The following is a 16,124-nucleotide window of genomic DNA, read 5'->3' on the forward strand; positions in this document are numbered from 1 at the left end:
TGACGTTCACTACCCTGGCGGTTCAGGACATGCGCTGCGGCTGGTTCATGCCTGCGTCAGGGTTTCAGCCAGCATTTGGAGCCCCTGGGCTTCAAAGTCCCTGTCGCCAACTTGGTGAGCCCAGACTGCCGTTCCAAGTCCCTCGCGCAATTGCATGATCCGCCAGGCTTCGCCTTCCCGTGGATCGTGGCCATATCCCTGGAGAAAAGCGGCTTCCAAATCTGGACGCACCCTCCACTGCTGGACTGCCAGCCGGGCCAGGTCGCTGGCAGCTGGGCGGAATTCGAAGCGGCCGAAGTCGATAACTCGCAGTTCGCCTTGATCGGCCAGCCAATTGCGCGGTTGCCAATCCCCGTGGGTCGGCACCAAGACGGCTGGTTGCGGTTCATAGCTTCTGAGCATCTGCTCGATCTGCCGGCAAGCCGCTGGCTCGATCCGATGTTCGCGTTCCAGGAGCACGAGAAACTTCTGCGTCAGCCGAGCTTCATAGCCGGGATCCAGGCATTGCGCTTGCGAATGCAGCAGCTTCAGCGCCGCGCCGGCCTGACGATGGAACTCCGGGTCGAATTCATATTCGCTGCCCGCACTGAGCTCGCCTGGCTGGAAGTCCAGAATCATCAAGCGCAAGGAATCGCTGGCGTGCAGCAGCTTGGCCGCTTTCCCGGCTTCTATCAGCGGCCCCGTGTAGCGGCGGTGCGCCAGCAGCTCACGCACTATGTGGTGGTTCTCTTCTCCCCCGGTCTTGGCCACGACGTGCTTCATCCCCGCCTGCAGGTGCAGCACTTTGGTGTCGCCAAGATTCCACGACATGTCGGCTACAACCTCGACGTCACCCAGCCACTGCCGTATTTGCTGTGCCTGGGCTGCTGGCACCAAGGCATCAAGGTTTAGCCTAGTCATCGGTACGCTCCCTGCCGGGCGTTGCGAGGCCCAGCCTGAGGCTGCAACGGGCATTTTACCGAGAGTTCTACCATGCTGCCCTCCATGACTGGTATTTTTCCTGAGCCTAGCAAGGTTTGTTCTCCAGGCCCCTGCGGCTCGCTAGGCTTGTCGCATGGAAGCATCGCAACGCTCAGGCCAAACCGCCGCTCGTTACTCGCAGGTGGCCGAGGCGTATATCGATATGTTCGGTTCACCGGAGCAGGCGGAGGCTGAGGACCGGGAACTGATTGCGGCGTGGGCCGCAAAGCTGCACGGACCAGTCCTGGACGCTGGCTGCGGTCCCGGGCATTGGACGCAGTTCATTGCCGATGGCAATCGGCCGTCCACCGGCGTCGACTTGGTGCCGGAGTTCTTGGACTTCGCACGGCGCACCTTCCAGCAACCCGATTTCCTGCGCGCCGATCTGGCGCACCTGCCATTCGACGGCGAGCAGTTTTCCGGGGTGCTCTCCTGGTATTCGGTGATCCATGTTCCCCCGTCAGATCTTCCACCCATCTTGGATGAGTTGGCCCGCGTGCTCCAACCCGCGGGAAAGCTGCTGCTCGGCTTCTTTGCCGGGGACCAGCCGGAAGCCTTTGGCCATCAGGTTGCCCCGGCATGGTACTGGCCGCCGGCGCAGCTGGGCGAGCTCCTGGAACAGTCGGGCTTTGGCGTGCTCGAAGTGGGCACCCGCTCCCGGCCTGCTGCCCGCACCCATGGCCATCTGAGCGCGCAAAAGCTTTCTTAAGCGACCTGAGACCCAAGGCAATTGCCTTGGGTCTCAGGTTTTCCCGCGATGCGGAGCTACTTAGAGATTCGCTTCGACCGTAGTCGAGGTGGATCTGCTAGTTGGCAGCGGCGATCTGGCGCAGCACGTACTGCAGGATGCCACCGTTGCGGTAGTAGTCGGCTTCACCTGGGGTGTCGATGCGCAGAACTGCGTCGAACTCGGTGACCTTGCCGTCTTCAGCGGTTGCGGTAACCTTCAGGGTCTTCGGGGTGGTGCCGTTGTTCAGCTCGGTCACGCCGGAGACTGCGAAGGTCTCCGTGCCGGTCAGACCCAGCGAATCAGCGGATTCGCCCTCTGGGAACTGCAGTGGCAGAACGCCCATGCCGATCAGGTTCGAGCGGTGGATGCGCTCGAAGGACTCGGTGATGACTGCCTTGACGCCCAGCAGTGCGGTGCCCTTGGCAGCCCAGTCACGCGAGGAGCCCGAACCGTATTCCTTGCCGCCCAGAACGACCAGCGGGGTGCCGGCAGCCTTGTAGTTCTCTGCAGCGTCGTAGACGTACGCCTGCGGAGCACCTTCCTGGGTGAAGTCGCGGGTGAAGCCGCCCTCGACGCCGTCCAGCAGCTGGTTCTTGATGCGGATGTTGGCGAAGGTGCCGCGGATCATGACTTCGTGGTTGCCACGGCGCGAGCCGTAGGAGTTGAAGTCCTTGCGATCCACGCCGTTCTCGATCAGGTAGCGGCCAGCCGGGGTGTCCGACTTGAACGAACCTGCAGGCGAGATGTGGTCGGTGGTGACCGAGTCGCCCAGCTTCAGCAGCACGCGGGCGCCGCTGATGTCCTGGACCGGCTGAGGCTCAGCGGTCATGCCCTCGAAGTACGGTGCCTTGCGTGCGTAGGTCGACTTCTCGTCCCATGCGAAGGTCGAACCCTCTGGGGTGTCCAGTGCCTTCCAGCGTGCGTCGCCCTCGAAGACTCCGTCGTAGCCCTTGGCGAACATTTCCTTGTCGATCGACGAGTCGATGATCTCCTGGACCTCGACTGGCGATGGCCAGATGTCCTTCAGGAAGACATCGTTGCCCTCGGCGTCCTGGCCCAGTGCGTCGGTCTCGAAGTCGAAGTCCATGGTGCCAGCCAGGGCGTAGGCGATGACCAGTGGCGGGGAAGCCAGGTAGTTCATCTTCACGTCCGGGTTGATGCGGCCTTCGAAGTTGCGGTTGCCCGAGAGCACTGCGGTTGCTGCGAGGTCGTTGGCCTGGATGGCCTCGGAGATCTCGGTGTCCAGCGGGCCGGAGTTGCCGATGCAGGTGGCGCAGCCGTAGCCGACCACGTAGAAGCCGAGCTTCTCCAGGTATGGCAGCAGGCCGGACTTCTCGTAGTACTCGGTGACAACCTTCGAGCCTGGGGCGACCGAGGTCTTGACCCATGGCTTGGAGGTCAGGCCCTTGTCAGCGGCGTTGCGAGCCAGGACGGCTGCGGCCAGCATGACCGAAGGGTTCGAGGTGTTGGTGCACGAGGTGATCGAGGCGATCGAAACCAGGCCGTGGTCCAGGGTGAACTGGGTGCCATCTTCCTTGGTGATCTCGACGGCTACCGATGGGCGGCCAGCACCCTGGGTGTCGTCGGCGTTCGATACGTAGTTGTGCAGGTCCTTGCGGAACTGCTCCTTCGAGGACGACAGCTCGATGCGGTCCTGCGGGCGCTTCGGGCCGGCGATCGATGGAACCACGGTCGACAGATCCAGCTCGAGGTATTCCGAGAAGCGGATCTCGCGGCTTGGATCGTGCCACATGCCCTGTTCCTTGGCGTAGGCCTCGACCAGTGCAACGTTCTCCTCGCTGCGGCCGGTCAGGCGCAGGTAGTCGAGGGTGACATCGTCGATTGGGAACATGGCAGCGGTCGAACCGAATTCCGGGGACATGTTGCCGATGGTGGCGCGGTTTGCCAGTGGCACCTCGGCCACACCGTCGCCGTAGAACTCGACGAACTTGCCGACGACACCGTGCTTGCGCAGCATTTCGGTGATGGTCAGCACCACGTCGGTTGCGGTGGCGCCAGCTGGAATCGAGCCAGACAGCTTGAAGCCGACAACGCGTGGGATCAGCATGGAAACAGGCTGGCCGAGCATTGCTGCTTCGGCCTCGATGCCGCCGACGCCCCAGCCCAGCACGCCAAGGCCGTTGACCATGGTGGTGTGCGAGTCGGTGCCCACGCAGGTGTCCGGGTAGGCGCGCAGCACGCCGTTGACCTCGCGGGTCATGACGGTGCGGGCCAGGTACTCGATGTTGACCTGGTGCACGATGCCGGTGCCTGGAGGAACGACCTTGAAGTCGTCAAACGCGGTCTGGCCCCAGCGCAGGAACTGGTAGCGTTCGCCGTTGCGCTGGTATTCGATCTCCATGTTGCGCTCGACGGCGCCTTCGAAGCCGAAGGTGTCGATCTGCACGGAGTGGTCGATGACCATTTCGGCCGGTGCCAGCGGGTTCACGCGGGTCGGGTCGCCGCCCAGGTCCTTGACGGCCTCGCGCATGGTGGCAAGGTCGACAACACAAGGCACACCGGTGAAGTCCTGCATGATGACACGAGCTGGGGTGAACTGGATTTCGGTGTTCGGCTGAGCCGAAGCATCCCACTGACCCAGTGCATTGATGTGCTCGTTGGTTACGTTCGCGCCGTCTTCGGTGCGAAGCAGGTTCTCAAGAAGAACCTTAAGGCTGTAAGGAAGGCTGTCCGAGCCTTCAACCGTATTTAGTCGGTAAATTTCGTATTCGGTTCCATTGACGTCAAGTACGCCCTTGGCACCGAAGCTGTCCACATTGCTCACGTGGGACTCCTCTCGCCAGACACTCATTCTGTTGCACACGCACACTTCAATTCCAGTTAGGATTTCCTAACTGAGATAGTCAGGCTCCTAGCGCGGCAGAGCTAAAAACAGTCTATCGCCAAAGCCCGCAAAAAGACTCCTCGGAATAAATTTTGGTCCAAATTCGTGTCTAAACGGACACTTTCAGGTGTTTAACGGCGCACAAAAAGCCCGATGGACTCCATATGGTGGGTGTGCGGGTACAAATCGTGAATCTCCATGTGCTCTAATTCGTAGCCTCGGCCCATCAAGCGCGCGGTATCCCGGGCGAAAGACGCAGGGTCGCAGGACACGTAACAAATCCGCGAGACAGCGCTGGCGCCCAGCTCCGCGGCCACCTGCTTGTCGATACCGGTACGGGGCGGGTCAAGCACCACTGCGTCCATCGAAGCATCCCGGGCGACCTGCCGTAACACTCGCTCAACACGGCCGCGGATCACCGTGGCCTGCGGGTAGGAGCGCAGGTTCTTCTTCGCATCCGCATGGGTGCCCGGAGCGCCCTCAATCGAGAAGACGCGGCCCTCGCTGCCAACTGCCTTGGCCAGCGGAACGGAGAACAACCCGGCACCTGCATAGAGGTCGGCGATTTGCTCGCCGGCGGCCGGCTCGGCCAGCTCGATCACGCGCCGGGTCAGCAGGCTGGCTGCCTCGCGGTGCACCTGCCAGAAGCCTTCCCCGGTAATCCGGAACTTCTCCCCCAGCACCTTTTCGGTCAGGTACGCCGAACCGGCCAGAACCTGCAGCCGGCCCTTGCCGTCGGCCGCCGAGCCGCCCTGCTGGCTGAACGAGGCGACATTGACGCCTTCGGCGAATTGCTTGGCGACCTTTGCCGCGGCGCCGGGCTTGGCCTCGGCCAGCAAGATCAGCACGGTTCGGTCATCCTGGCTGGATACCGCGGCTTCGACACGTTCAATGCCGGTGTAGTCCACGGAGTACAGCCCGGTGGCTTCAATGGCCGGATGGGCCAGGGGCATCTGCGCGATCCAGGTCAACTGGTTGCTGCGGAATGCGCTCATTGCCAGTCTGCCCTGGGCGTCTACAGAATACGACATCCGGGTGCGCCAGCCCAAGCCATCGACCGAGCCCTTGACGGCTTGCACCGCAGGCAAGTTGCAGTCTTCCGCGTTCAGGCCGCCCAGCCGGGTCATCTGCTCGGCAGCCACCTGCGACTTGAGCTCGCGCTGGTGCTCCAGGGTGATGTGGCCGAACTCTGCGCCGCCCACCGGGTCGCGGTGCTTCAAGGCGTCAGCTGCATCCCAGAAGTGCGGCACCCGGTGCTCGCTGGCTTCGAGCACTTCGGACACGTCGGCACGCCAGAACTTGGCCTCGGGCGCGCTGTCCGTCAGGCGCACCTTGACCAGCTCGCCGGGAATGCCATGGCGCACGAAGATCACCCGGCCCTCGTGGCGGCCGACGGTGTGCCCGCCATGGGCAATCTTGCCCAAGCGGACGGTGAGCATTGGTGTATCAGTCATTGATCCAGTCTTTCTTCAGAAGCAGTCAATCTAGCGGTGCGCCGAGGATTCTTCGGTCGGGCCCCCGCCAAGGGCATGCGAAGCGCTGAGCAGGCGCCACGGGACCGAGGCAATCACTACTCCCGGTTCATGGTGCAAGCGGTTCTTCACGCGCAGCGCGGTTTGGTTGTGCACCAGCTGTTCCCACCAATGGCCCACGACATATTCGGGAATGTACACAACGATCAGTTCCCGCGGCGATTCACGCTTGATGGAACGGATATGCTCAATCAGCGCCCCGGGAATATCGCGATACGGCGAGGCCAGCGCAGTGATCGGCACCGGGATCTGCAGCCGTTCCCAATCCTGCAGGGTCTTTTCGGTCTTGCCGCGTTCCACGTCCACGATGATCGCTTCAAGCTTCGAGGGACGCGAAGCGCGGGCGAAGGCCAGGGCACGCAGCACCGGCTTGCGCACGGTGGATACCAGCACGAGCGCATGCACGCGCGAAGGCAAGGCGGTGACGGCGGAGTCCTCGTCGACCGCCAGCTCGTCGTCGACCTTCTGATAGTGCCGCTGCAGCGAGTCCATGATCACCATCAGGACGGCAATGCCCAGCACGGCCAGCCACGCACCATGGACCAGGCGGGTGGCCAAGACGACCACGAGCACCAGCGCCGAGAGCACCAGGCCTAGCAGGTTCAGCAGCCGCTTGCGCTGCTTGGCCGCGCGGATCTTGCGGTCTGCAATGGGCACCAGAACACGTTGCCAGTGCTTGAGCATGGCCAGCTGGCTCAGGGTGAAGGAAACGAATACGCCCACCACGTACAGCTGGACCAGCAAGGTGACATCGCCTTGGAACAGCAGCACCAGCGCGATCGCGGCAATGCCCAGAGACAGGATGCCGTTGGAGAAGCCCAGGCGATCGCCACGGGTGCGCAGCTGGCGCGGGAGGAAGCCGTCGGTCGCCAGATGGCTGGCCAGCAGCGGGAAGGAATTGAAGGCCTGGTTGCCGGCCAGCAGCAGCACGGCAATGGTCAGCACCGAGACGATCACCAGGCCGAAGGTGAAGTCGCCGAACACCGCCTGGGCCAGCTGGCCCAACACCGGGATCTGCACGAAGCCTTCGGGGATCGGCTCGCCGTGAAGCAGGAACGAGGCCTGCGGATCGGCGACGACCTTGATGCCGGTGGCCCGGGCAAGCATCAGCGTGCCCAGCGTCAGCACGCCGGAGAGCAGGCCCAGCACCAGCAGGATCCGCGCCGCGTTCTTCGCCCGCGGCTTGGCCAGCGTCTGCACGTTGGAGATCGGGACTTCGATGCCGGTCAACGCGGCTGACCCTGTGCTGAAGGCACGCAGGATCAGCAGCGCACCGACAACGCCATGCAGGCCATTGGCGAACTCGGCCTCCGGCACAATCGTGAAGTCCGCACTCGGGGCGAGCCCGAGGGAACCGGTCAGCGCCATCACGCCGCCAATGGCCACGAGCAGCAGCATGCCGATGACGAAAAGGTAGACCGGGATGGCCAGCGTCCAGCGGCCTTGCCCTTTGCCGCGCAAATTGCCGACCACGAGGAAGGCGACCAGGGCGGCGGCCACCCACGCCTTGTATTCGGCCACTGCCGGGAAAATGGCGGCAAGATACAGGGCCGCCGACGAGCTGGAAACAGCAACGGTGAGCACGAAGTCGACCAGCAGCGCCGCGGCCACCGCAGTGCCCGGACGTGCACCGAGGTTCTTCTTCACGATTTCATAGTCGCCGCCACCGGAAGGGTACTCCATTACCGATTGGCGGTAGGACAGCACCAGCACCACCAGCACCGCGAGGACCGCCAGTCCAACCATTGGCGAGAGCGCGGTCGCGGCGATGCCCGCAATGGCCAGGGTCAGCAGGATCTCGTCCGGTGCGTACGCCAAGGACGACAGGGCGCTGGAGGAGAAAATCGGCAACGCGACCTTGGGTGGCAACGGCTTCTTTTTCAGCTGTTCAGTGCTGAAAGGCCGGCCCACCAGGATCCGCTTCAAACCGTCAAATAATGCAGGCACGACACAACGTTATCGCAGGGTGCACGGCGCGGGCGTGCTTCACCATCGATAAACTGGGCGCGATCAGCGCTATTGTTGCATTCGTAGCACACAGCCCGTGGGCGCCAAGCGGCACGCGGCAAGCAGCAAAACCAAGGAGTTCTCGGTGGCACATTTCGTGATCATGGGGTGCGGACGCGTCGGTGTCGCGCTGGCCCACACGCTGGATTCGGCGGGGCATTCCGTGGCAGTCATTGACCAGGACCCGCATGCCTTCCGCCGGCTGAGCAAGGATTTCTCCGGCACCACGGTGACCGGCATGGGATTCGACAAGGACACGCTGGACGCTGCCAAAATTGGCGAGGCCTACGCGTTCGCAGCTGTTTCCAGCGGTGATAATTCCAACATTCTCGCCACTCGCGTATCGCGCGAAACCTATAACGTGCCCCACGTCGTGGCCCGCATCTATGACCCAGGACGAGCGGAGATCTATCAGCGACTGGGCATCCCCACCGTGGCAGCGGTCCGCTGGAGCACCGATCAGGTGCTTCGCCGGATCCTGCCGGACTATTCGATGCGCGGGGACTTCCGGGAGCCCTCGGGACGCCTGGTGCTGTCCGAAGTGGCCTTGCACCGCGACTGGTATGGCCACCTGGTCAAGGAGCTGGAAGCCGCCGCCGGGGTGCGCGTGGCCTATTTGACCCGCTTCGGCGAAGGCACCATCCCGGAGAACCGCACCCGGCTGCAGGGCGGCGACCTGGTGCATGTGATGATGCGGCTGGACGAGTCCAAAGACGTGGAAAAGATCCTTGCCAGCCCGCCAGCGGCGCAGACCAACGAATAACCTGAGAGGCATCCCATGAAGGTCATGATTGCCGGGGCCGGCTCGGTCGGTTCCTCCATTGCCCGTGAACTAGTCATCAACCACCACGAAGTCCTGCTGATCGATCTGCAACCGGAAATGGCCGAACGCGCAGATCTTGAAGCGGTGAAGTGGCTGATTGGCGACGCTTGCGAATTAGCTGTCTTGCAGCAGGCGCAGCTTGAAGAGTACGACGTGGTCGTTTCGGCGACCGGCGACGACAAGGTCAACCTTGTGGTCTCGTTGCTGGCCAAGAGCGAATTTGGCATCCGCCGCACTGTGGGCCGCGTGAACAATCCGAAGAATGAATGGATGTTCGACGATGCCTGGGGCGTCGATGTTGCGGTCAGCACGCCGCGGCTGATGACCGCGCTGGTCGAGGAAGCCGTGGAGGTCGGGGACCTGGTGCGGCTGCTGACGTTGAAGACCGGCGAGGTCTACATGGTCGAGTTCACCGTCCCGCACGATTCGGCGTTGATTGGCCGAAGCATCGGGCGCATCTCGTGGCCCGAAGACACCACCATGATGGCAGTGGTCCGCGACAAGACGCCGTTCCCGCCCAGTGCCGATGATGTAATTGAGGGTGGCGATGAAATCTTCTTCATCACCACCCCGCATGCAGAACCCTTGCTGCGCCGCACGTTGCGCGACGCCACCCGCTAGGCCGCTGGCTTGGGCGTGCTGGTCTCGTCGCCGGCTACGGCCGCCGGCTTCGAGACCAGCCACGCGAACCACAGCCCCGCCGCATACAGCGGCACTCCCATCAGGGCACGGGCCAAGCCCAGGGCCACGAGATCATCTGCGATGTACATCGGGATCTGCACCGCCAGGCGCAGCGCGAAAACAGCAATGATGATCCAGGTAGCCACCTGGTAGCGGCGCAGGCGTTCGGGCTTCTTGCGCCATTCAGTGCCTTCATTGCGGATGAATCCGAAGAGCAGGCCGATCAGCGGCCAGCGGGCCATCACCGAAATCAGCAGTCCCGCCAGATAGGCGGCAGACACGTAGAACCCCGGAATGTAGTAGTCCTTGGCGTTGCCCGAAGTCCGTGCGGCGAAGGCGCAGATCAGGATGCCGATCAGCCCAGAGCCTGCCTGGATCAGCGTCGAGCGCTTGGCCAGGCGGATGATCATGAACACGACGCCGAGGCTGATCGAGGCGATCAGCCCCCAGCCCAGATTGCTGGTAAGCGCGAAGACCATGATGAACACGAAACCGGGAAGCACGGTTTCCAGGATGCCGCGCACGCCGCCAACGGTGGAGAGCAAGTCAATTCCGCCGTCAGCGTTTTGCGTGATGTTGGAGTTCGAGCCGATCATCTCGGCGAAACTCGGATGCTTAGTTTCCGGTGCGGAATCATCGTCCGGACGGGATGCGTCGTTGTTCACCATGCCTACTTCCAATTTGACGCCAGCTGGCTGGCGTTCTCGAATCCTTGAGTGGCCGTCGCCGGTCACCGACGGGCTTCTGGCACGATGACGTAGCGCGGATTGAAGATCGTCGGGATCTGATCCACAGGAGCAACCATTCCCGAGTACTCCACCTTCACGCCCGGCTTGATGCCCGGAACGGTTTTCTGCCCCATGAACGCCAAGCGAACATGCGGCACAGTTCCGCGACGGGCCGACACCGTACCGAGCCGATCCACCACTACAGCGGTCAGCCGCGGGGCGACATTCGGCGCGGAGTAGCTCACCGATTGGACGTACCCAGTGTGCTCGACCCGCCCCTTGGATGGCAGCTGTTCCAGGCTGTCCAGCCGCTGGTAGGTAGGCTTCTGGCCCGAGGGGCCGAGCTGCGGAGTGACGGGTTTGTCCTTCAGCGACATTCTCTAGCCGATCTGGGTGATCTCTGGTCCGCGTTCTGGACGCTTCAGCTCAGGGTTCTGCTCGGGGGCCGGCGGACGGACCTGGGCATTGGACGGGACGCTCAATGGCAGAAGTTCAGCCGGAGGCAGCGGCTTGTCGCCGCGATTGACCACGACGTCACGCAGAATCCCGTCGACAATGTTGGCGGCCTCCTCGTTGCCGATGGCCGCGCCGCCAATGACTGCACGCAGGAACCAGCGGCGGCCATCGATGCCGACAAAGCGCAGCGCAACATGCCCGGCGCGGCCGTCTGGCAGCTGCTGCGGCACCTTGGCGAGCAGCTCCTGGCCGTACTCGCCATCACGGGTGAAGATTTCACCGTTCTGGGCGCTGATGTCGCTCTTGATCTTGTCGCTGATGCCTGGCCACAGCGACTCGGACTTCGAAGACGAGAAAGCCATCAACTGGATCCGCGACTCGGCGATCTCCAGCGACACCGCGATAACACGCTTGTTGGACTCTTCAACGTCCATGCGGACCTTCAAGCCGGCTACCGGCTTGATCAGGATTGAGCCGAAGTCCAGGTACTCCTGCGTATTCTCGATGTCGTCATAGTCGAACGGGCCGGTCTTCGGCTCCTGCTCGTTCTGGGCTGCATCCTCAGCTGGTTCGGCGACTGGCTGCTCTTTCGCCTTCTTGCGCTTGAAAATCATGGTGTCCTTAGAAAATCTCGTCTTGCTCTCAAGGGTACTTACTTGAAGTTGAATCCGCCGGTCGAACCGAATCCGCCTGCGCCGCGGGCGCTGTCCTCCAGCGAATCCACTGCGATGAACGCCGCCTGCTCGACTTTCTGGATAACCAGCTGGGCAATTCGGTCGCCCCGGCTGATTTCGAAGGACTCGGACTTGTCGGTGTTCAACAAGGTGACCATGATCTCACCCCGGTACCCAGCGTCAACAGTACCCGGTGCATTTACCACGGTAATGCCGTGCTTGGTTGCCAAGCCGCTGCGTGGGTGCACCAGACCGACATAGCCATGCGGGATGGCTAGCGCGATGCCGGTAGGAACGAGCGCGCGGGCACCTGGCTCCAGCACAAGGGATTCGCGAGCATGCAAGTCAGCACCGGCGTCCGAAGGATGCGCGTAGCTGGGGACCGGCAAATCGGTGTCAAGCATCTTGATGGCAATGGAAATTGATGGCTCACTCATCGATGTAGGTCTTCCCCCGGAGTCTTGTGAAATGGTCACTCGATAGTTTCTCGTGCCTAACTCTATCGCGCACGCCGTCCAATGGCCTGCCAACCGGCTTCGAGATCTTGAATCGGAGAATTATTGCCTAGACTTGGAACCATGAGTAATTCCAGCCCCGCGGGTTCGAACGTCCAGTACAGCGAAAAGCTTTGGCCATCGGCCAGCACCTGGATTTGGCCAATCATCATTTCCATCACCGCAGGTATTGCGCTAGCTCCGATCAGCAGCATCCTTGGATGGATTGCCGGTGCCGTCGTGTTGCTTTCGCTGATCGCGGTGTTCCTGCTGCGCACGCCGACCATCGAGGTCACCGATGAATTGGTGACCGTTGGACGGGCCAGCATTGAACGCAAGTACATCGGGGAGGTTGTCGGCTACCGCGGCGATGAGGCATTCAAGCAGCGTGGGCAGAAGCTGCACGGCCTGGCCTACATGCTGCTGCGCGGCTGGATCGACGGAGTCGTGCGGATGGAGGTCACCGACGAGCGTGACACCACGCCGTACTGGCTGACGTCTACCCGGCGTCCCGAAGAGCTGGCGGCTGCCCTCTCGGGCGTGATGTACGAATTTACCGACGAAGGCAAGGCAGAAGCAGCCAAGCTGGAACAGTCCGAAGACGCTGCCGGCGAATAGCGTTGACTGCCTTGGAGCCCGAAAAGCGCATGGCGCCCAACCTTCTGGTTGGGCGCCATGCGCTTTTCGGAACTGCTGCGAGGGTTTTCATCCTTCGCACTCGCTGCAGAATTTTTGCCCGTTGTCCTCACGGACCAGCTGCGTGCGGTGGCGCACCATGAAGCAGGACGCGCACGTGAATTCATCGGCCTGTTCCGGCAGGATTTCGACGCTCGCTTCCTCCTGCGGCGCCTCGCCGCCGGGCAGAACGTACTCTTCAGCCAAGGGGGTTTCCGCTTCGTCAACCAGGTTGGCCATGGCTGCGGTCTTGCCTGCTTTGAGCTGAGCGATTTCCTTGGCTCGTTCCGCTTCTGACATTGCCACGGGTGCAGCAGATTCACTTGCCATAATCGTTTTTGCTCTTTCCTGCAGGTCTTCGTCCTAGCCGGCTGCTCCACGAGGTGGAAACGTGTACCGGCATAGAAGTATAACGTTCTTCCGGGTATTCCATTCCCGTTCCTGCCACGCTATGCCATGAGCGCAAGGTTCGAGGAATTACTGCGTGAAGTTGAGGACTAATCTTGCGCCACACCCTGCGTGGTGGTAGGAATTCGCGCCTCAAGGTGGCAAAGTTTTACACAGGAAATAGAGCGTGTGGAGGGTAGGAATGCGTCAGCTGAGACTGGTAGGAATTCATGAAAATGGTTCCAGCCTGCAGGTCAGCAGTGACGACGGGATGAGCTTCGAGCTGCCTGTTGACGATGCACTGCGCAGTGCAATGGCTGAAATCGCCCGTTCGAGGGCTCCGAGGAACCGCGAGGAGTCCTCGGTCCATTCGCCACGCGAAATCCAGGCACGAGTGCGCGCTGGCGCCTCCGCCTACGACCTGTCGCTTGAATGGGATGTCCCCGTCGAGGATATCGTCAAGTACGAAGGCCCGGTACTGGCTGAACGCGAGCACATCGCCGAGCTGGCACGCCGCGTCGAGGTTTCCGGACCGCAGACCGACGCAGAATACCGCGAGGTGTTCGGCGAAGAGCCGGCCGATCTCGGTTCCATGGTGGTCCACCGCCTGCACCAGCTGCACATCGATGCCGAGTCGGCGCGCTGGAATGCCTGGAAAGACCCAGAGGGCCAGTGGATCGTCACCGTGGAGTTCGATTCCCCGCTGCCGACCGAGAATGTCGAGTCACTGGATTCGGATTCGACTGCCGCTGCCGAGAACATTGCGCGGTGGGCTTTCACTCCCGCGCGCAAGACGTTGAAGAACCTGAACCGCTGGGCCCAGACCCTGAGCGAGCAGGTAGCTCCTGAATACTTTCGCCCGGTCTCTGCACTGAACCAGCCAGAGGTGGAACCGGCCACCGCAGCCAGCACTCCGGAACCCGATGAGACCGAAGAACTGGTCACCTTGCTCAACGCTCGCCGCGGGCAGCGCACTAAGGACCAGGACCCGGAACGCGAGGCTCGCTACAACGAGATCATCGAACGCAGCATGAGCAAGTACGATACCGATGACGAGGACGCGCTGCCGCATCTTCCGCAAGGGATTTCCGCGCGCACCTCGCAGCTGGTGGTCGTCACCAATGAGGACGACGATGCGGGCCGTGCCGAGGACAAGCCAGCTGAACAGCCTGCCGAGGAGTCAGCTCCGCGCAAGGCCAAGCGTTCGTCCGTTCCCAGCTGGGATGACATCATGTTCGGCAAGCGCAAGAAGGACACCGACTCCTAGTGCCCAGGTGACACTGGAAACCACAAGGGTGCGGGAACAGCATTGGACCAATGCTGTTCCCGCACCCTTTGCGTTGCCGGCTATTTGGTGCGGTGCACCAGCAGCGGGACGAACCGCTCCCCCGCGGTGAGCGACCCGTGCTGCCCCACCATGTCGAAGGCCATCGGTGCGACGCGTCGGCCGTCATAGAATGCGATGGCTTCGGCCGCCAAGATCATCAGATCGCCCAGCCGTGCCGCATGTTCTTCGGTGATGGCGCCGAAGTAGCCGCGTTCTATGGCTTCCTCGCGCGTCATCACCCAGGCTTTGGTGCCATAGGCCCGCTGCCAGGCCTCGCGGACCCGTAGCCGGCAGGCGTCATCGGCCTGCGGGTCGAAGGTCAGTTGGACGCCACGAGGTTCACCGCTGGTCAGCTCGACGCCCTCGACCAGCTCAGGCTGCTGGCTGTAGTCGATGCGCTGCGACGCTGGAATATCCACCATTCCATGGTCGCCGGTGATCAGCACCGTGGTTTCTTCCGGCAGCTTGGACACCAGGGTCTTGATGACGTAGTCCAGTTCTTCGAGGATGTCCCGCCACTGGCTGGAGTCGACGCCGTATTTGTGGCCTGCCTTGTCCAATTCATTGAAGTACGTGTAGACCAGCGCGTTGCGGTTCGAGTCGAAGATCGTGCGGGTGGCACGTGCGCGCGCCGCCGGCTGGTTGGCCGGCACGAATTTGGGCCCGCGCAAGGACGCACGGGTCAGGGCCGACTTGGCAAACATGGGGATCGACACGGTCGCCACGTGGATGCCGTGCTCGGCGATCTTCTGGAAAACGGTCGGGCGAGTCTGCCAGGTTTCGGGGTCCAAGTCCCCAGGCCACCCGCCCAACTGGTTGACCACACGACGCTTGGCCGGGTCGATGACGTCATAGCCGACCATTCCATGCTCGCCAGGAGCCAGGCCCGTGGCCAGGCTGCTCAGGGATGTCGCGGTGGTCGAAGGGAAGCCAGTGCCCAGCTTCTGCCCCTTCTCGAACAGGCCGCGCAGGAAGGGCGCATGCCCGAGATGGCTTTTAAGCTGGTTCCAGCCCAGTCCATCAACCATGATCAGGGCTACTCGCTTGGTTGGGGCGAAGCCCAAGGCATTCTGATAGCCGTCAACCCCCATTGCCGCTGCCGCTGAGGGAAGAATCTCCGACAGCGTAGCCTGGCCGTATTTGGGTGCTTCCGGGATTTTCTGCGGCGGTTCAGGCAGGCTGCTGAGCTTTTGTTCCTCGATCATGCTCAGGCGATCGTGGCCAGGCGCAGGCGCACAGCGAACTCGCGGGCCTTGTTCACGGCCTGCTGGCCATCGGCTTCGGCACTGACGCGGATGACCAAGTCCTCAGGCTGCGAGGTGCCATTCAGCCCGTGGTCGGCATCGCACTGCGGATCTCCGCAGGAAGCAGGGGCCAGGTCGATCCGCTTGGTTCCGTCCCAGGACAGCCCGAAGGTCAGTTCCTTGACTGGGTCAGCGGTCGAGTAATGCTGCGGCTGGTGATAGACGAAGCTCGTGGCAACCGAAGCGATGCGCGCCAACGAAATCATCTCGACTGATACCTGCGCCATGACATCTTTGCCATGGTCATCAAGCTGCTGGTCATCTACGTGCAAGATGAAAAGCACCTTTTCGCTCATCACCATGACGGTGATGTGGCGGTGGACCTCGGTATGGTCGAAGTGAGTTTCCAGATGCACATAGTGGTCAAGCACCGGTTGGCCCATCATGGCCTCAGCCAGGACATCCTGGACCATCTGCGGATAAAAACCCGCACGGACCAAGTCATGCTGAAGCTCAGCGCCAGGAGTGGTCGAATACGTTGGAGAACTCATGCCCCAATTC

General features: G+C 62.2%; 16 protein-coding genes. 5 read left to right on the forward strand and 11 right to left on the reverse strand.

Features of this window, described 5'->3' with window-relative positions; all coding sequences use genetic code 11:
• Window positions 1–45: 45 nt before the first annotated feature.
• A complete protein-coding gene (locus ATK23_RS06935) occupies window positions 46–900 on the reverse strand; it encodes a phosphotransferase (RefSeq protein ID WP_066144442.1) in 855 nt (284 codons plus the stop codon).
• A gap of 154 nt (window positions 901–1,054) precedes the next feature.
• Between ATK23_RS06935 and ATK23_RS06940 the strand changes: the two genes are divergently transcribed.
• The gene (locus ATK23_RS06940; protein ID WP_066144439.1) at window positions 1,055–1,669 is read left to right on the forward strand and encodes a class I SAM-dependent methyltransferase; all 615 of its coding nucleotides are present in this window, start codon (window positions 1,055–1,057) and stop codon (window positions 1,667–1,669) included.
• Between the two features lie 97 nt (window positions 1,670–1,766).
• Here ATK23_RS06940 and acnA read toward each other — a convergent pair whose 3' ends face one another.
• From acnA to ATK23_RS06955, 3 genes are all read right to left on the reverse strand, one after another.
• The gene (gene acnA, locus ATK23_RS06945; protein WP_066144437.1) at window positions 1,767–4,475 is read right to left on the reverse strand and encodes an aconitate hydratase AcnA; all 2,709 of its coding nucleotides are present in this window, start codon (window positions 4,473–4,475) and stop codon (window positions 1,767–1,769) included.
• 191 nt (window positions 4,476–4,666) lie between these two features.
• A complete protein-coding gene (locus tag ATK23_RS06950; protein WP_066144435.1) occupies window positions 4,667–5,989 on the reverse strand; it encodes a class I SAM-dependent RNA methyltransferase in 1,323 nt (440 codons plus the stop codon).
• A 30-nt stretch (window positions 5,990–6,019) separates the two neighbouring features.
• Entirely contained in the window at window positions 6,020–8,014 is a 1,995-nt protein-coding gene (locus tag ATK23_RS06955; RefSeq protein ID WP_083515721.1) for an APC family permease, read from the reverse strand.
• 145 nt (window positions 8,015–8,159) lie between these two features.
• Here ATK23_RS06955 and ATK23_RS06960 point away from each other — a divergent pair, with 145 nt between their 5' ends.
• Entirely contained in the window at window positions 8,160–8,837 is a 678-nt protein-coding gene (locus tag ATK23_RS06960; RefSeq protein ID WP_038991859.1) for a potassium channel family protein, read from the forward strand.
• Between the two features lie 15 nt (window positions 8,838–8,852).
• Window positions 8,853–9,518, forward strand: coding sequence for a potassium channel family protein (locus ATK23_RS06965; protein ID WP_066144433.1), 666 nt, complete (start codon window positions 8,853–8,855; stop codon window positions 9,516–9,518).
• Here ATK23_RS06965 and ATK23_RS06970 read toward each other — a convergent pair.
• The 4 genes from ATK23_RS06970 to dut all read right to left on the reverse strand — a co-directional run bounded on the left by ATK23_RS06970 (window position 9,515) and on the right by dut (window position 11,873).
• Window positions 9,515–10,246 (reverse strand): DUF3159 domain-containing protein, encoded by a 732-nt coding sequence (locus tag ATK23_RS06970; protein WP_066144430.1) that lies wholly within the window; start codon window positions 10,244–10,246, stop codon window positions 9,515–9,517. The two genes, ATK23_RS06965 and ATK23_RS06970, sit on opposite strands and share 4 nt — an antisense overlap.
• A 62-nt stretch (window positions 10,247–10,308) precedes the next feature.
• On the reverse strand, window positions 10,309–10,683 hold the full coding sequence (locus tag ATK23_RS06975) for a hypothetical protein (RefSeq protein WP_066144427.1): 375 nt from the start codon (window positions 10,681–10,683) through the stop codon (window positions 10,309–10,311).
• Window positions 10,684–10,686: 3 nt separating this feature from the next.
• Window positions 10,687–11,376, reverse strand: a complete 690-nt coding sequence (locus ATK23_RS06980; protein WP_066144424.1) for a DUF3710 domain-containing protein — start codon at window positions 11,374–11,376, stop codon at window positions 10,687–10,689.
• Between the two features lie 38 nt (window positions 11,377–11,414).
• Window positions 11,415–11,873 carry a dUTP diphosphatase gene (dut, locus tag ATK23_RS06985; protein WP_066144421.1) on the reverse strand — a complete coding sequence of 153 codons (459 nt, stop codon included), beginning with the start codon at window positions 11,871–11,873 and terminating at the stop codon, window positions 11,415–11,417.
• 141 nt (window positions 11,874–12,014) lie between these two features.
• Here dut and ATK23_RS06990 point away from each other — a divergent pair, with 141 nt between their 5' ends.
• The gene (locus ATK23_RS06990) at window positions 12,015–12,548 is read left to right on the forward strand and encodes a DUF3093 domain-containing protein (RefSeq protein WP_038991865.1); all 534 of its coding nucleotides are present in this window, start codon (window positions 12,015–12,017) and stop codon (window positions 12,546–12,548) included.
• Between the two features lie 87 nt (window positions 12,549–12,635).
• Here ATK23_RS06990 and ATK23_RS06995 read toward each other — a convergent pair whose 3' ends face one another.
• On the reverse strand, window positions 12,636–12,935 hold the full coding sequence (locus tag ATK23_RS06995; RefSeq protein WP_038991867.1) for a DUF4193 family protein: 300 nt from the start codon (window positions 12,933–12,935) through the stop codon (window positions 12,636–12,638).
• A gap of 259 nt (window positions 12,936–13,194) precedes the next feature.
• Between ATK23_RS06995 and sepH the strand changes: the two genes are divergently transcribed.
• Entirely contained in the window at window positions 13,195–14,259 is a 1,065-nt protein-coding gene (sepH, locus tag ATK23_RS07000) for a septation protein SepH (RefSeq protein WP_066144419.1), read from the forward strand.
• Window positions 14,260–14,339: 80 nt separating this feature from the next.
• On the opposite strand, the gene ATK23_RS07005 is transcribed toward sepH, so the two are convergent.
• Both ATK23_RS07005 and ATK23_RS07010 read right to left on the reverse strand, forming a co-directional pair.
• Window positions 14,340–15,524: an alkaline phosphatase family protein gene (locus ATK23_RS07005; RefSeq protein WP_066144416.1), complete on the reverse strand. Its 1,185-nt coding sequence runs from the start codon at window positions 15,522–15,524 to the stop codon at window positions 14,340–14,342.
• A gap of 2 nt (window positions 15,525–15,526) precedes the next feature.
• Window positions 15,527–16,114 carry a DUF5998 family protein gene (locus ATK23_RS07010; RefSeq protein WP_066144414.1) on the reverse strand — a complete coding sequence of 196 codons (588 nt, stop codon included), beginning with the start codon at window positions 16,112–16,114 and terminating at the stop codon, window positions 15,527–15,529.
• Between the last annotated feature and the right edge of the window lie 10 nt (window positions 16,115–16,124).

Source organism: Glutamicibacter nicotianae, assembly GCF_002797775.1.
In the GTDB taxonomy this organism is placed as follows: Bacteria; Actinomycetota; Actinomycetes; order Actinomycetales; family Micrococcaceae; genus Glutamicibacter; species Glutamicibacter nicotianae.

What these genes read in the sequence shown, in the direction of transcription:
- ATK23_RS06980 (WP_066144424.1), bottom strand. Translation starts at nt 11,376, where the DNA reads ATGATTTTCAAGCGCAAGAAGGCGAAAGAGCAGCCAGTCGCCGAACCA.
- dut (WP_066144421.1), bottom strand. Translation starts at nt 11,873, where the DNA reads ATGAGTGAGCCATCAATTTCCATTGCCATCAAGATGCTTGACACCGAT.
- sepH (WP_066144419.1), top strand. Translation starts at nt 13,195, where the DNA reads ATGCGTCAGCTGAGACTGGTAGGAATTCATGAAAATGGTTCCAGCCTG.
- ATK23_RS06975 (WP_066144427.1), bottom strand. Translation starts at nt 10,683, where the DNA reads ATGTCGCTGAAGGACAAACCCGTCACTCCGCAGCTCGGCCCCTCGGGC.
- ATK23_RS06950 (WP_066144435.1), bottom strand. Translation starts at nt 5,989, where the DNA reads ATGACTGATACACCAATGCTCACCGTCCGCTTGGGCAAGATTGCCCAT.
- ATK23_RS06940 (WP_066144439.1), top strand. Translation starts at nt 1,055, where the DNA reads ATGGAAGCATCGCAACGCTCAGGCCAAACCGCCGCTCGTTACTCGCAG.
- ATK23_RS07005 (WP_066144416.1), bottom strand. Translation starts at nt 15,524, where the DNA reads ATGATCGAGGAACAAAAGCTCAGCAGCCTGCCTGAACCGCCGCAGAAA.
- ATK23_RS06990 (WP_038991865.1), top strand. Translation starts at nt 12,015, where the DNA reads ATGAGTAATTCCAGCCCCGCGGGTTCGAACGTCCAGTACAGCGAAAAG.
- ATK23_RS06965 (WP_066144433.1), top strand. Translation starts at nt 8,853, where the DNA reads ATGAAGGTCATGATTGCCGGGGCCGGCTCGGTCGGTTCCTCCATTGCC.
- ATK23_RS07010 (WP_066144414.1), bottom strand. Translation starts at nt 16,114, where the DNA reads ATGAGTTCTCCAACGTATTCGACCACTCCTGGCGCTGAGCTTCAGCAT.
- ATK23_RS06970 (WP_066144430.1), bottom strand. Translation starts at nt 10,246, where the DNA reads ATGGTGAACAACGACGCATCCCGTCCGGACGATGATTCCGCACCGGAA.
- ATK23_RS06935 (WP_066144442.1), bottom strand. Translation starts at nt 900, where the DNA reads ATGACTAGGCTAAACCTTGATGCCTTGGTGCCAGCAGCCCAGGCACAG.
- ATK23_RS06995 (WP_038991867.1), bottom strand. Translation starts at nt 12,935, where the DNA reads ATGGCAAGTGAATCTGCTGCACCCGTGGCAATGTCAGAAGCGGAACGA.